Source organism: Natronomonas salinimetallica, assembly GCF_013839515.1.
Classification (GTDB): Archaea; Halobacteriota; Halobacteria; order Halobacteriales; family Haloarculaceae; genus Natronomonas.
The window spans coordinates 230,004-244,078 of record NZ_JACDNQ010000002.1 but is presented as its reverse complement, the minus strand read 5'-3'; the positions used below and the strand labels follow the sequence as shown (position 1 = coordinate 244,078).

Sequence of the window (14,075 nt, the reverse complement as noted above, 5' to 3'; positions counted from 1 at the left end):
GAAGCCTCCCGCTTCAATTCCTTTGATTTAGCGACCGATCCCGCCGCTGTCTAGTGATTCAACAGAGCCGTTTCATTTGATTTCGTCCACCAGTATAACCTGCCGGCGATACGTCCGCGACGAGACCACGTCACCGGAGCGTGAGTCACACATCGATCGCACTGCCGCCGTGCGATCGAGTGTGTATTGTCTTCCGATCTCTACTATAGATTCCGTGACGCGACACGGTTGACATCCTCCCCGTGCTGAAGCGCGATGATTCCTTCGTGGGGTCGTCCGAGACGGCGGAGCCATTTCGTGATGACGGGAGACCGAGCCACCAGATGAATCCGACGATACGCTACACAAACCACCGTTGGATGCCATTCTCTGAGCTTCCAATCCGTAGCTTCAAGTATTGACACCGCATGATACGATGTAAGGTTAGGTCGGAACGGAGCGAGACCGAACGACCTTCGGAGGTCGTTCGAGAGGGCAGAGCTCTCTCATAATGGCGAAAATATTCGATTTTCGAACCACGGCCTGCCCGCCACCAATGAGACAGTATCCGAACCGCCGGTGCGGTGAACACGAATGCTATAGTAGAGATCGGAAGACGATACATACTCGATCGCACGACGGCAGTGCGATCGATGTGTACATAGTTGCGATGTCTACTGTAGAACGTATTTCTCCGCGTTCACGTGGAGGAGGACGTCAATATCCGATCACTCGGAGATTGAAACCGTAGTTCACAGGACAAAGCATGGGAGACGATAGATCGGAGCCGAACAAGACAGCAGCCCCCGGACGCGACGTTCCACTCGACACCATCCCGCTCTACTCGACGAACCTCCTCACGGTGCTCGACGAGGACGGTACCATTCGATACGAGAGCCCCTCGATCGAACGGGTCTACGGATTTGACCAGGACGAACTGGTCGGAACACTGGTCTTTGAGTACCTTCATCCGGAGGACCGCGAGGACGTCGTGGACGCTTTCGAGACGATCACCTCCAGCGAGGAGTACGCGGTCCGGGCCGTCGAGTATCGACACGAGCAGGCCGACGGAACATATAAATGGGTCGAATCCATCGCGTCGGTAGATCCCACGCCCGAGGGGCGGTACGTCGTCAATACGCGGGAGATATCGGAGCGAAAACAGCGTGAAAAACAGCTGGAGCGGTTCAGACGGGCCGTCGAAGCGACCGCACACGCGGTCTTCATCACCGACCCGGACGGGACAATCGAGTACGTCAACCGGGCCTTCACGGACGTGACTGGGTACGAGCCACGGAACGCGATCGGACGAACGCCACGTATTCTGAAATCCGGTGAGATGCCCCCGGAGTACTACGAGGAGCTGTGGGAAACCATCCGCTCGGGGGACACCTGGAGCGAAGAGGTGATCAACCGCCGAAAGTCCGGTGAACGGTATCACGCGTCACAGACGATCTCGCCGATCACTGACGACGGTGAGGTCTCCGCCTTCGTTGCGATCCAGGCCGACATCAGCGATCAAAAGGAGCTCGAAAAGACGCTCAGGCGACAAAACGACCGTCTGGATCAGTTCTCGTCAGTCGTCTCCCACGACCTCCGCAACCCGCTGAATGTCGCTATGGGACGGGTGGAACTCGCTCACGAGGAGTGCAACAGCGAGCACCTAGAGCATACGAAAAGAGCGCACGACCGAATGGAGTCCCTGATCGAGAATCTCCTCACGCTCGCCCGCGGGGGTGGGCGTGCAGCCGACTTCGAACCGGTCGTGCTCGCGACGGCGGCCGACAGCTCCTGGGCGAACACCGAGACGAAGGACGCGACGCTCGTCGTCGAGGCCGATCGAACGATCCGATCCGACGGGAGCCGGCTGGAACAGCTGTTCGAAAACCTCTATCGGAACGCGGTCGAACACGGGAGCGACGACGTGACCGTGACGGTCGGCACGCTGGACGATGGCTTCTACGTCGCCGACGACGGCCCCGGCGTCCCCGAGGACGACCGCGATGAGGTGTTCGAGGTGGGCCACTCGACGTCGCGGGGCGGGACCGGGTTCGGCCTGGCCATCGTCGAACGGATCGTCGGGACCCACGGTTGGGAGATCCGAGTCACGGAGAGCGCTAGCGGCGGCGCACGCTTCGAGATCACGGGCGTCGAGCTCGCTGGCACATAACGGCCTTCGACGCTGAGCCGGCGTCGTCGTGTCCCGGCGAGCGCCGATCTCGACCGGGCGTTCGCCGGTGGTCCGATACGTCGCTCCACCCCGACAGACGCGTTCGACAGCCCCGACGGTATCGATCGAGACAGAAAACGCCCCGTCCGCACGGATGCATACTTATAAACCGCTCCCTTCTGCAGGGGTTAGGTAATGCCGTTCGAGTTCACAGCGGTTTTTGTTCGACTCGTCGGCGAGTCGCCGGTCGTACAGGCACTCGCCGGGGGGATCATCATCGCGTTGATGAACCTCTTCGGCGCGTCGCTCGTCCTCGTCTGGCGGAATCCATCCGAGCGCGCACTGGACGGGATGCTCGGATTCGCGGCCGGTGTGATGCTCGCGGCGGCCTTCAGCAGCCTCATTATCCCCGGTATCGAGGAGTATTCCGGTGGTAACCCGCTCCCGACGCTGATCGGGGTCGCGATCGGTGCGGTATTTCTCGACCGGGCGGACACACTCGTTCCCCACGCGCACTATCTTCTGACCGGCAGCCGCCGAAGCGACGCGGCGCGCCCGGACGAAACGCTCCCGGTCACCGACGAGCGGTTGGCTGGCGTGGTCCTTTTCGTCCTTGCGATCACGCTGCACAACGTGCCCGAGGGGCTGGCCGTCGGTGTCGGGTTCGGGGCGGCCGGAGGGGAGCCAGCACGACTCGGCAGCGCGCTGTCGTTGATGATCGCGATCGGCCTCCAGAACGTTCCGGAGGGGCTGGCTGTGTCCGTAGCGGCGATAAACGCCGGCCTCGACCGTCGGCTGTACGCCGTGGTCGCCGGGATCCGTGCGGGCGTCGTTGAGATTCCCCTGGCGGTACTGGGCGCCATCGCCGTGGCGACGGTCGAGCCGTTGTTACCGTACGCGATGGGGTTCGCCGCGGGTGCGATGCTGTTCGTGATCTCCGATGAGATCATCCCCGAGACACACAGAAGCGGCTACGAACGCGTGGCGACGCTCGGTCTCATGGCTGGCGTCATTATCATGTTGTACTTGGATATCGCACTAGCCGGCTGACGCCTTCGGGGACACGCGGCGGAACCTCGAACCGACCCGCGATCAGCCGACCGGCATCTCGTGATCGCCCGACTCCTCGGGGTCGCCCTCCGGCGTGGCTCGGACACCGGCGATACCGGACGCGTCGTCGGCCTCGCCACTCCCAGCGGCCCGGACGAGCGCCGCAGCCCGCCGGGCGCGCGTCTGCCGCCAGGACTCCCGTCTAGACTCGTACGTCCTGATCGCACGGAGGAAATCGACCCGCGAGAACTCCGGCCAGTAGGGTGCACAGAAACACACCGCGGCCTCGTTGCCGTTGGCATGCCACGGCAAGAAATTCGAGGTTCGCTCGGCACCGCCCGTTCGGATGATGAGATCGACCGCCCGTGTCGGCCCCGTCGTGAGCCGATCTTCGATCTCCGAGACGGTCACGTCCTCGGGGTCGCACTCGCCGGCCGCTACCTCCTCGGCGATGTCGCGGGCGACGCCAAGCAGTTCGGCCCGGCCGCCGTAGGCCAACGCGACGTTCAACTGGAAGGCGTCGTATCCGGCGGTGCGCCGCTCGGCGTAGTCGATCGCCTCCCGGACCCGCTCGGGCAGTCTGTCGATCTCCCCGATCGCCCGGATCCGGACGCCACGGTCGTGGACCTCCGGTCGGTCCGCGAACGTTCGGAGTTTCTTCGTGATGAGATCGAAGATCGCTTCGCGCTCCTCCCGCGGGCGCTCGAAGTTCTCCGTCGAGAACGCATACAGGGTCAGCTCCTCGATGCCGAGGTCGGCACACCACTCGAGTATCCGCTCTGTGGTGTCCGCTCCCGCGCGGTGGCCCTCGGTCGTTTCGGCACCGTGCTCGCGTGCATAACGGCGGTTTCCGTCCTGAATGACGGCGACGTGTGTGGGCACGCCGGAGATCTCTCGTTCGAGGAGTCGTTCGTACAGCCGGCGTGCGAACCCCCGAACCCGTTGGAGCATACTTCGACCGTAGCCCGCCCTGACGGATGAGTGTTGTTCTTATCGGGGACGGCGGAGTGTTGTTCTTATCGGGGACGGCGCTCGGGCCGCCATCCGGACGCGACAAATATATTCGACGCAACCTTTTTCAAACGCCTCGCCTCAGTCCTCGATGTATGATTTTAGGTCAGCCTAAAAACGGAGCGACGGACGGATCGACACGAGACCGCAGCCGCCCACGTTCGGAGACGTGTACGAGCCATGATACGTAAACACATCCAACACATCCATCGCAGGATCGACGCCCAGCCCCTCTCTATTCGGGGAGCCATAACGCTTACAGCGGTGCTTTCGCTTCCCGTCTTCGGGACCGGGGTCCGCACCCTCGGGAGCGCGGTCGGGCTCGGTCGGCTCGTGTTTCCGCTGTTGATACTCGCGCACGTACCGGCCGTGATCGCGCTCATCGCGGTCTGGTCCATCGGCTGTGATATCTGTCGGACGGAGGGGTCGGCGTGACGGCGACCGGTTCGGATACGGAGGGGACATACGGCGACGGGCGGTCCCCGACGGCCGAAGCGTCCCGTAGCGACCGGATGGCGGTCGGCCGCGGCTCCCCCGGGCCGGGGGCGTCGACGCCGGGCCACACCCCACCCTGTGACGCCACGATCCATCGCCGCTCCGGGGCCGAAGCCGTCAGCGACGGTCTCGACGAACGCGACGCCGGTCCGGACGTGAGTGTCCCCGACGCGGGTACCGACCACGATAGTGAAACCGATGCCGAGGTACGGCGGGAAGCGCCTCCCGCCACCGCGCCGCCTACCGATCCACGAAACCCATGACCACGATACAAACGCTCGACGAACTAGACGGACAGCCCCACGCGAACGTGTTCCCCGATACGGAACCGAAGACGATCAGACTCACACTCGAGGAGGGTGGAGAAATCGCACCCCACGCACATCCCGACCGCGAGATCGTCTTCTACCTCGTCGAGGGAACGGTCGAGCTACAGCTCGGAGACCGGACACACGAACTGATCGCGGGCGATATCGCCCACTTTGATGGCGACCAAGAGATCGCTCCCCGGGCCGTCGAGGAGACGACAGCAGTGATCGTTTTGGCATCACGGTCGGAGGACCAATCGTAGGCGGGACGGCTGACGGCTATACCGACGTGAGAACGCCGTGCCGACGTAAGAACGCCGTGCCGACGTGAGAGAACTATACCGACGTGAGAATATCCGACCATTGGGGTGAAAGAAGCCGACTCCAGGGGTCGACATGTGGACCGCGTGCCGGATTTTTAGGTTGGCCTAAAAACCGGAACGCTTTTGTATATTTTAGGTTAGCCTAAAAACATGCAACAGACGAGACGAACCTGGATTCGAGCGGGCCTGACCGCCGTTGCGAGCGTCGCGGTCGCCGGTTGTGAAACACGGGATAACGACGGAGACGAAGGGACGACCTCCGGCGCGGAGCGTGATTCGGCGTCGGACGACTCGGAGACGGAACGGGAATCCGAGGCGGACGCGGCCGATATCGCCGTCGTTTCGGAGTGGAACGCGATCCGGACCCGACTCCGGGACCCGGTCGTTCTCGGCCGCGCGGAGGCGTACGCCGCGGGGGCGAGTGTCGTCGGCGATATCTTCCGGCGGTTCGAGACCGCGTCGGGCGATCACAACGCCCACGAGACGCTCGAGGAGACGAGCGAGGAGAGCTACGAGGGCTTCGAGGACGCACTCGGTGACCTCCGGGAGCGACTCGACGCGGAGGACCTCGAGGGTGCCCACGACGCGATGCGGACAGCAGACGAACGTCTCCGTGAAGCACAGGCCGCGCTGACGAGCGAATCGGTCGCCGAGCGGCTGTCAGTGCTCGTAGTGGGGGCACGCGTCGAAGACGCCGCAGTGCTCCTCGAACTCGAAGATTACGACGGCGCTGAGGACGAATTTTCCGACATCGGCACCGAGTTCGAGGCGGACGGACACTACGAGGTGCTCGCCGGGGTGGATACGGGGGCGGCGGACCGGTTCGTCGACGCACTCGACCGTGCTGCGGAGACCGCGGTGTCGGCACCAACGGAGGCGACACGGGCGGCACACGAGGCGTTTGACGCGGCGACACGGGGAATATACGCGCTGGCGGGCGACCCGGTCGCGGGTGCCGGCCACATGGCCGCCCTCCAGGCCCGTGGCTGGGACGGGACGGTACTCGGCCGCCTCGGCGGTCCCTCGGAGTCCTATGCCCACGCGGCGGCGCTGAACGATTACAGAGCGCACGCGCGAGACGCGGAGTGGCTGTACGAGAACGGGAGCGAGGAGGCCGCCGCGTTCGTCCAGCGTGCGCTCGAACGGTTCGAGACGGCTCGTGCCCACGATGCGCTCGAAGAGGCGGAGCACGACACCTACGAGGCGTTCGAGGACGGACTGGAGGCGCTGGGGGAGGCGATCGAAAGCGGTGACGACGACGGGGTGAGCGAAGCCGCGGAAGCCGTCGAAGGGGGTGTCAGAGACGGTATCGCGGCGCTGGCCACCGGCGACGGTCCGGCGGTCCTCGAAGCGGGCTACACCAAAGCACGCATCGAGGACGCCTACGAACGGTACCGGCTGGGCCACGGCCAGCGGGCGGCCGGAATCGCGCGGGACGTGTTTGCGGACTTCGAAGCCGATGCCGGCGGCTTCCACGAGGCGCTGGAGGAGACCGACGAGGAGCTCTATGAGGTGTTCGAACACGAGCATCTCGAAGCGCTCATCGAGGCGTTCCAGAACGGGGACGACGAGGCGGCGACGGCCCATGTCGAGGGCATCCGCGAGACGCTTTTGTCCTTCGAGACGGCCGTCGGCCCGCGGGCGGTCGTCGGCGGCGTCGAGGCGGGCTACCTCACCGCACGCCTTCGGGACGCCGTCGTGCTCGATCGGTTGGGGTCGACAGAGCGCGGGCGGACGGTCACGACGGAGGCGTTCCAACACTTCGAGACCGGTGCGGGTGGGTTCCACGAGGCGATCGAGGAAGCCGACCACGGGACCTACGAATCGTTCGAGGAGTCCATGACGACGCTACGGGACAGCCTCGGAAGCGACGGAGCAACCGAAGCGATGCGAACGGCCACGGACCGTGCGACCGACGCGACGTATACGGTCGTGACAGCGGGAGGCGGCGGATCGGGCGCGAAATCCGTCGTCAGCGAGGTCTTTGCACACTTCGAGAACGCTGCCGTCCACGATACGCTCGAGGAGGCCGACAGCGGGGCATACGAGTCCTTCGAGGACGCGCTCGAACGCTACGTCGATACGCTCGAATCCGGAGGCGACGCACAGACCGCGGCCGGACGGTTCGCCGACGCGTCCCTGCAGGCGCAGTTCGCGGTCGCGGGGGCTCCCGGCGAAGCACCGGTCGAAGCGGATCGGGAGGGCGAACACGACGACGCGAGCGACGGTCTCGAAGGCGGGCCAGACGTCGTCGACGGCGTCCCTGAGGACGCCGATCACGTCGTCGAGATGCAGGCCGTGGCGTTCGACCCGGCGGAGCTGACCGTCTCGGTGGGCGAGACGGTCGCCTGGCGGTGGGCCGCGGGCGAACCGCACGACGTGGTCGCGTACGAGGACGGGATCCCCGAGGACGCGACATACTGGGCTTCCGGCGGCTTCGAATCCGAGGAGGCGGCCAGAACCGGCTGGGAGAACGGCGAGGGGGCCGTCCAGTCGGGACAGTCGTACGTCCACACCTTCGAGACCCCCGGGACACACGAGTACCTCTGTGTGCCACACGAGGCCGCCGGGATGGTCGGGACGGTGATCGTCGAAGAGAGCTGATGAACGCACAAAGCACGTACGCGATACGGCTTCGGAACCGAGACGCGTGGGCGGGATCGCCGCGTTTCGAGGGATCCGACGCGTCCCCGCGGTGCGGCCGCCCCCGACGACAGCCCCCGGTCCGTCGCGATCCGGATCGACGGGTACACGCACTCGCAGCGCCGGGGTCGCCTCCCCGTACTCCCGCTCACTGTAGGACTGTCACGACGTCAGCCGAATCGGCTCCCGCAGTCGGTCGAGGTCACCGCCGTCGGCGGGAACTGGCGGTTGACACCCCGGACGGCCGACGCTATCGGCCGGGACGGACCCGTGAGCGCCCCCATCGACCCGGAGACATGAGATGAACATCGATACCCACATCGACCGTGCTCGAACGCGCGTCCGGGACGAACAGGCGGCCGTCGATGCCAAGATCGACGCGTTCGACGCGTTCGCCGGTCGGATCGAGGACGTCTCGACGGCCCCGACCCCGACCACGTCGACCGGCGTGACTACCGCCGCCGGAATGCAGCCGTGTGTGACCGCCGCGGCCGATAGTCGCTGCCGGCAGGTTCGGACGGCCTTCGCGGAGACGATCTGTCCGCACAGCGTCGACGATCCGGACGACGGCGGATCCCTGCTAACGACAATCCGAGAGGAGTTCACGGAGACGATCGCGGTGGCGCTCGCGCCGACGACAGAGGCATCGTTCACGCCCGAACTCAAACGGGCCATCGTCACCGAGACGAAAGCCCGCCGAGCCGAAGCCGCGGCGCTCGACCGGGCGCTCGACCGGGAGACAAAACAGATACACGCCGCGGGTGACGTCGTGGACGAGATCACCGGCTGGATCGTCAGATCCGACGAGCCGCCGTTGTCCGCTATCGGATTCAACGCACTCAGGCTCCGCTACGAGACGCTCGAGGACCATCGAGCCCGTTGTGAGGCGCTCGCCCGACGCCGACAGGCGTTTTTCGAACGGACGACGAACAACGGTATCGAAGCCGGGATCCGCCACCGGCGGCTCGTGCCGTATCTGTATAACGCACTCCCGGTCGACCATCCGGTGTTGGCGGCGGCCGCACAGCTCGATTCGGCCTGCAGGGAGTATCAACGAGCCGTATGCGATCACTTGACTCGGAGGGGGTGATGCATGCGCGAGCGTCCACGCCGGAAACGGGCGAGCACGTGGGTGTAGGCCTACGTCGTTTCGACGTCCACGATATCACATGGAGAGGGCTGCGCTGACTACGACGGGAAAACGCTCTTATAGCCTCGATCCCGTCGAACGACCCAATCCAAAGGCTTGACACCTACGCGAGAAACGTCGACATATGGACGGCCTCGAGGTGAGCCTTCGTCTGGCTGCCGGGGGAGTGCTCATCCTGACGAACGGATTTTTTGTCGCTATCGAATTTGCGCTGACGCGCGTTCGCCAGTACCCGGAGTCCGAGTTCGACACCCCCGGACTTCGACGGGCATGGGAGATGACACAGGACCTCGAGATCTATCTCACGAGCTGTCAGGTCGGTATCTCCGCGACGAGTATCGCCGTCGGCATCGTCGCCGAACCCGCGTTGGCCTCCCTGCTCGATCCGATGTTTGAGAACACGGTGTTCGTCTCGATCGGTGCCGGCGGAATCGTCGCCTTTCTCATCATCAATCTCCTTCATCTGACGCATGGCGAACAGACACCCACCTATCTCGGGGTCGAACGGACGAAACTCGTCGCCCGATACGGTGCCACACCGCTGTATTGGTTCGCCAAACTGCTCTATCCCGTCATCGTGATCGGCGACAGTGTCGCGAAATGGACGCTCCGACTCTTCGGTATCGAAATGACCGGGGCATGGCTCGACACCGAAGCCGACCGCGTCGAGTCGCGGGCGGAGCTTCGGCATCGGCTCGGATCGTTACTCGATCGAGGTGATCTTACCGCCGAACGAAAAGAGGAGATACTCAACGCCTTCACCGTCGGTGATCGCCCCGTAAGCGAGGTCATGACCGATCGTGAGGACGTCGTGTTCCTCTCGACGACCGCCACGGTCGAGGACAACCTCGGTCGGATCGGAAAAAGCCCACATACGCGGTTTCCGTTGATCGGCGACACTCCGGCCGACTTTCGAGGCATCGTATATGTACCGACGGTCGTCGATCGGATCGACGAGCTTCGACGCGGTGGCGTCACGTTCGAGGAGATCGCGACGTCACCGATGACCCTTCGAGCGGAGACCCCGATCAGTGAGGCTGTCGATACGTTTCAAGAACAACACCAAGAGCTCGCGCTCGTGTGTGAGACAGACGACGGGACCGTCGTCGGTTTGATTACGGCAACGGACGCGCTCGAAGCGGTGATGGGCGAGATCGAAGACCCGCTCGATATCGGGCTGTGAGACCCCGATGCGGCTGCTCGATCGGCCCGCTCGGCGAACCGTCGCGCACCGATTCGCCGGACGGCGGTATCGTTCACGAGCATCCGAACGGGTGTTCACCAATTATATTGTGAAATAATCGCAAAACTGCACAGACTTTTACGTCGGCATGACGAATGCAGGGGACATAGATGGATCCAGAAGCGATCGACGTTCCGGCGCCCGACGTGCCCGTCGAGTCGGTCAGCCCGGAGGCTCTCAAGCGGCGAATCGACCGCGGCGAGCGCGTCGTCCTCCTCGATACTCGCACGGCGAGCGACTACGAGGAGTGGCGGATCGACGGGGAACACGTCGAGAGCATCAACGTCCCGTATTTTCGATTCCTCGACGAGGAGATCGACGGGGAGATTCACGAGCGGATCCCCGACGACGAGCACGTCACCGTACTGTGTGTCAAAGGCGGCGTGAGCGAGTACGTCGCGGGCACGCTCGCCGGTCGGGGCTACGACGTCGATCACCTCGAGGACGGGATGAACGGCTGGGCGTCGATCTACGAATCCCACGACGTCACGGGCTACAACGGCGTGGGAACGCTCCGACAGTACCACCGGCCCTCCAGCGGCTGTCTCGGGTATCTCGTCGTTGATGGCTCCGAAGCCGCGGTGATCGACCCACTTCGGACGTTCACCGACCGCTATCTCGCCGACGTCGCCGAGTTGGACGCCGAGTTGACGTACGCCTTCGATACGCACATCCATGCCGACCACGTCTCCGGCCTCCGTGATCTCGCCGACGAGGGCGCCGAGGCGGTCCTGCCCGCGGCCGCGGCCGACCGCGGTGTCACTTACACCGACGATGTGACGCTGGCCGAAGATGGCGATACGTTCGCCGTCGGCGGGGCGACGATCGAGGCGGTCTTTACCCCCGGCCACACCTCCGGGATGACGTCCTACCTCGTCGACGACTCGTTTCTCGCGACCGGTGACGGCCTCCTCATCGAGAGCGTCGCCCGTCCCGACCTCGAAGCGGGCGAGGAGGGCACACCGGCGGCCGCCCGCCAGCTGTACGACTCTCTCCAAGAGCGCGTCCTCCCCCTCGACGACGACACGCTGATCGGCGGCGCACACGTCAGCGACTCGGCCGACGCCGCCGAGGACGGCAGCTATACTCTCCCCCTCGGGGAGCTGAAAGCGCGGATGGACGTCCTCTCGATGGAGAGATCCGAGTTCGTCGACGTCGTTCTCGCCGATATTTCGCCCCACCCGGCCAACTACGAGGAGATCATCGCCACGAACCTCGGCGAAACGTCCGTCGACGACGAGAAGGCCTTCACGCTCGAACTGGGTCCGAACAACTGCGCTGCGAGCCAGAATGCACTCACGAGAGACTGACGGGGATCGTCGTCACACGTTCCCGACGAGCGCCGCTCCGCCCCGGTGCTCGCCGGTAACCGACGACAACAGTCCGTACGAGGCCGGTCCCGGAGGACACCTATGATAACCGAACTACTCGGTACCGGCGCGCTCGAGGCGCTGTTCCCGAACGGGATCTACCGGTACGCCGTCGGCGGGATCCTCGTCGGGGCTGCGACCGCACTGATCTACGCCGGCACCGGGATCACCGCCGGCGCGAGCACGTTCCTCGAGTCGACGCTGTCGTACGTTTCGGCCCAGGAGCGCTTCCAGCGGTATCGCCCCTCCCGGGACTGGCGAGTCGTGTTCACCGTCGGCATCGTCGCCGGGGCGGCCGTCTACGCCGTCGTCTACCAGGGCGAACCGTGGTCGCTCGCGGACAGCGCCTGGGCCACTGACGTCGCCCCATGGCGGCTGTTCGTCGGCGGCACGCTCGTCGGCGTCGGCACGCGGATCGGGAAGGGCTGTACGTCCGGACACGGGATCTGCGGTGTCGGCTCCGTTTCGCGGACCTCGATCGTCGGCGTCGCCACCTTCCTCACCGTCGCGATAGTCACCGCGAACCTCGTCGCGGCCATGGGGGTGACGCCGTGAGCGCGAACCGCCACCCGCTTTTCATGCCGTTGATCCTCCTCTGCGGACTGATCTTCGGGTTCGGACTCGCGTTCAGCCACATGGCCCGACCGGAGGTCGTCATCGACTTTCTCACGTTCGAGGATCTCGGGCTCCTCTTCGTGATGTTCGGCGGTTCGATCGTCGCCGGCCTCGTCATCGTGACGCTCTCATCCCGCGGGACGGCCGCGCCGTTGACCGACAGACCCTACGGACGCCGGCTGAAGTCGTTCGACCGTAACGTCCTGGTCGGTGGGGCGATCTTCGGCATCGGCTGGGGGCTCTCGGGGATCTGCCCCGGCGCAGGCTACGCCAGCCTCGGCATCGGCAACTGGCCGATCCTCTATGCGATCGCCGGAATGTTTCTGGGTGCCTACGCACAGGGCGTCTGGCGAAGCCGGCGTTCGGATGCCGGAGCGGGCGTCGCGAGCGACGGCTGACCGAAACTCGACCGACAACGACCGAAACCCGACCGACAACGACACATGTCCCAGGACCCACAGATTCCGACCCCATCGACCGAGCGAACCGTCGAACTCGCGACCGACCTGCTCGCGGCCGACACGCGGAACCCGCCGGGCGAGACCCAAGCGCTTGCCGAACGGATCGAGACGTTCTTTCGCGACCTCGGCCTCCGGACCGACGTCGTCGCGACCGACCCGGCGAAGCCGAACGTCCTCGCGACGATTCCGGGTACGGGCGATCGGACACTTCTGTACAACGGCCACCTCGATACGGTGCCGTTCGACGCCGACGAGTGGCGCTTCGATCCCCTCGGCGAACGCGACGGCGACAGGCTCTACGGACGCGGCGCGACCGACATGAAGGGTCCGCTGGCGGCGATGCTACACGCCGCGGAGGCGTTCGTCGAGAGCGGGGTGGATCCGCCGGTCGATCTCGCCTTCGCGGTCGTCAGCGACGAGGAGACCGGCGGAAAAGCGGGCGTCGAGACGGTACTCGGTTCGGGAGCCGTCGACGCGGACGCCTGCGTTATCGGCGAGACGACGTGTTCGGAGGGCCGCTACTCCGTCACCGTCGCCGACCGGGGGAGTATCTGGCTGACGCTCGAAGCCGAGGGGCGGGCCGCCCACGGTTCACGTCCGATGCTCGGCGAGAACGCGATCGATCGGCTCTGGGCGGCCATCGAGGCCATCAGAACCCGGCTTCCCGCCCGCGAACTCCCGATACCGGCCGATTTCGGGCCGATACTCGAGGAGTCGCGTGCGTACTACGAGCCGTCGATGGGCGGGACCGCCGCCCGCGAGCTCTTCGAGCGACCGACGGTCAACCTCGGGACGATCGAGGGTGGCGACAGCGTCAACACGGTCCCGAGTACCGCGGGCGCACGCCTGGACGTCCGCCTGACGGCGGGCGTCGAGACGAGCGAGATCCTCTCCGACATCCGCGCGTGTCTGGCCGACTACCCCGCCGTCTCGATCGCTGACGCGAGTTGGTCCGTCGGCACCTACGAGCCGATCGACTGCCCGATCGTCGAGGCCGTCACGGCGACTGCACACGAGGTCGTCGACGCCCCCGTTCACCGCCGAAGCGCGACCGGCGGCGGCGACGCCAAGAAGTTCCGCAACGCGGGGATTTCGACCGTCGAATTCGCCGTCGGGACCGACACCGTCCACGCGGCCGACGAGTACGTCACCGTCGAAGCGCTCTCGCGGAACGCCGAGGTCTTCACCCGGCTGCCGGCCGCCTGGGCGGCGTCCCTCGAGTGAGCGCGTGGCCGCGAGGAGCGTTTATATACCTCT

General features: G+C 65.2%; 12 protein-coding genes. 11 read left to right on the top strand and 1 reads right to left on the bottom strand.

Translation table 11 applies throughout. The annotated features are described in order from the left end of the window. The first annotated feature begins 745 nt into the window (after window positions 1–745). Together HZR14_RS02515 and HZR14_RS02510 are read left to right on the top strand one after the other, a co-directional pair. Window positions 746–2,149, top strand: coding sequence for a PAS domain S-box protein (locus HZR14_RS02515; RefSeq protein ID WP_181691290.1), 1,404 nt, complete (start codon window positions 746–748; stop codon window positions 2,147–2,149). Window positions 2,150–2,344: 195 nt separating this feature from the next. Then, entirely contained in the window at window positions 2,345–3,199 is an 855-nt protein-coding gene (locus HZR14_RS02510) for a ZIP family metal transporter (RefSeq protein ID WP_181691289.1), read from the top strand. 42 nt (window positions 3,200–3,241) lie between these two features. On the opposite strand, the gene uppS is transcribed toward HZR14_RS02510, so the two are convergent. Further along, a complete protein-coding gene (uppS, locus tag HZR14_RS02505; protein ID WP_181691288.1) occupies window positions 3,242–4,150 on the bottom strand; it encodes a polyprenyl diphosphate synthase in 909 nt (302 codons plus the stop codon). Between the two features lie 240 nt (window positions 4,151–4,390). On the opposite strand from uppS, the gene HZR14_RS02500 reads away from it, so the two are divergent. From HZR14_RS02500 to HZR14_RS02460, 9 genes are all read left to right on the top strand, one after another. After that, window positions 4,391–4,645: a hypothetical protein gene (locus HZR14_RS02500; protein WP_181691287.1), complete on the top strand. Its 255-nt coding sequence runs from the start codon at window positions 4,391–4,393 to the stop codon at window positions 4,643–4,645. A gap of 319 nt (window positions 4,646–4,964) precedes the next feature. Further along, on the top strand, window positions 4,965–5,276 hold the full coding sequence (locus HZR14_RS02495) for a cupin domain-containing protein (protein ID WP_181691286.1): 312 nt from the start codon (window positions 4,965–4,967) through the stop codon (window positions 5,274–5,276). Between the two features lie 210 nt (window positions 5,277–5,486). Next, a complete protein-coding gene (locus HZR14_RS02490) occupies window positions 5,487–7,940 on the top strand; it encodes a DUF5059 domain-containing protein (RefSeq protein ID WP_181691285.1) in 2,454 nt (817 codons plus the stop codon). 340 nt (window positions 7,941–8,280) lie between these two features. Continuing rightward, entirely contained in the window at window positions 8,281–9,069 is a 789-nt protein-coding gene (locus tag HZR14_RS02485; protein WP_181691284.1) for a DUF7260 family protein, read from the top strand. A 184-nt stretch (window positions 9,070–9,253) separates the two neighbouring features. After that, window positions 9,254–10,312, top strand: coding sequence for a CNNM domain-containing protein (locus HZR14_RS02480; RefSeq protein ID WP_181691283.1), 1,059 nt, complete (start codon window positions 9,254–9,256; stop codon window positions 10,310–10,312). A 170-nt stretch (window positions 10,313–10,482) separates the two neighbouring features. Next, window positions 10,483–11,682 carry an MBL fold metallo-hydrolase gene (locus HZR14_RS02475; protein ID WP_181691282.1) on the top strand — a complete coding sequence of 400 codons (1,200 nt, stop codon included), beginning with the start codon at window positions 10,483–10,485 and terminating at the stop codon, window positions 11,680–11,682. Window positions 11,683–11,784: 102 nt separating this feature from the next. Next, window positions 11,785–12,297, top strand: coding sequence for a YeeE/YedE family protein (locus HZR14_RS02470; RefSeq protein ID WP_181691281.1), 513 nt, complete (start codon window positions 11,785–11,787; stop codon window positions 12,295–12,297). Window positions 12,298–12,320: 23 nt separating this feature from the next. Then, window positions 12,321–12,755 carry a YeeE/YedE family protein gene (locus tag HZR14_RS02465; RefSeq protein ID WP_181691298.1) on the top strand — a complete coding sequence of 145 codons (435 nt, stop codon included), beginning with the start codon at window positions 12,321–12,323 and terminating at the stop codon, window positions 12,753–12,755. Window positions 12,756–12,800: 45 nt separating this feature from the next. After that, window positions 12,801–14,042, top strand: a complete 1,242-nt coding sequence (locus HZR14_RS02460) for a M20 family metallopeptidase (RefSeq protein ID WP_181691280.1) — start codon at window positions 12,801–12,803, stop codon at window positions 14,040–14,042. Window positions 14,043–14,075 lie beyond the last annotated feature (33 nt).

Coding starts and splice junctions, on each gene's coding strand:
- HZR14_RS02515 (WP_181691290.1), top strand. CDS start 746: ATGGGAGACGATAGATCGGAGCCGAACAAGACAGCAGCCCCCGGACGC.
- HZR14_RS02510 (WP_181691289.1), top strand. CDS start 2,345: ATGCCGTTCGAGTTCACAGCGGTTTTTGTTCGACTCGTCGGCGAGTCG.
- uppS (WP_181691288.1), bottom strand. CDS start 4,150: ATGCTCCAACGGGTTCGGGGGTTCGCACGCCGGCTGTACGAACGACTC.
- HZR14_RS02500 (WP_181691287.1), top strand. CDS start 4,391: ATGATACGTAAACACATCCAACACATCCATCGCAGGATCGACGCCCAG.
- HZR14_RS02495 (WP_181691286.1), top strand. CDS start 4,965: ATGACCACGATACAAACGCTCGACGAACTAGACGGACAGCCCCACGCG.
- HZR14_RS02490 (WP_181691285.1), top strand. CDS start 5,487: ATGCAACAGACGAGACGAACCTGGATTCGAGCGGGCCTGACCGCCGTT.
- HZR14_RS02485 (WP_181691284.1), top strand. CDS start 8,281: ATGAACATCGATACCCACATCGACCGTGCTCGAACGCGCGTCCGGGAC.
- HZR14_RS02480 (WP_181691283.1), top strand. CDS start 9,254: ATGGACGGCCTCGAGGTGAGCCTTCGTCTGGCTGCCGGGGGAGTGCTC.
- HZR14_RS02475 (WP_181691282.1), top strand. CDS start 10,483: ATGGATCCAGAAGCGATCGACGTTCCGGCGCCCGACGTGCCCGTCGAG.
- HZR14_RS02470 (WP_181691281.1), top strand. CDS start 11,785: ATGATAACCGAACTACTCGGTACCGGCGCGCTCGAGGCGCTGTTCCCG.
- HZR14_RS02465 (WP_181691298.1), top strand. CDS start 12,321: ATGCCGTTGATCCTCCTCTGCGGACTGATCTTCGGGTTCGGACTCGCG.
- HZR14_RS02460 (WP_181691280.1), top strand. CDS start 12,801: ATGTCCCAGGACCCACAGATTCCGACCCCATCGACCGAGCGAACCGTC.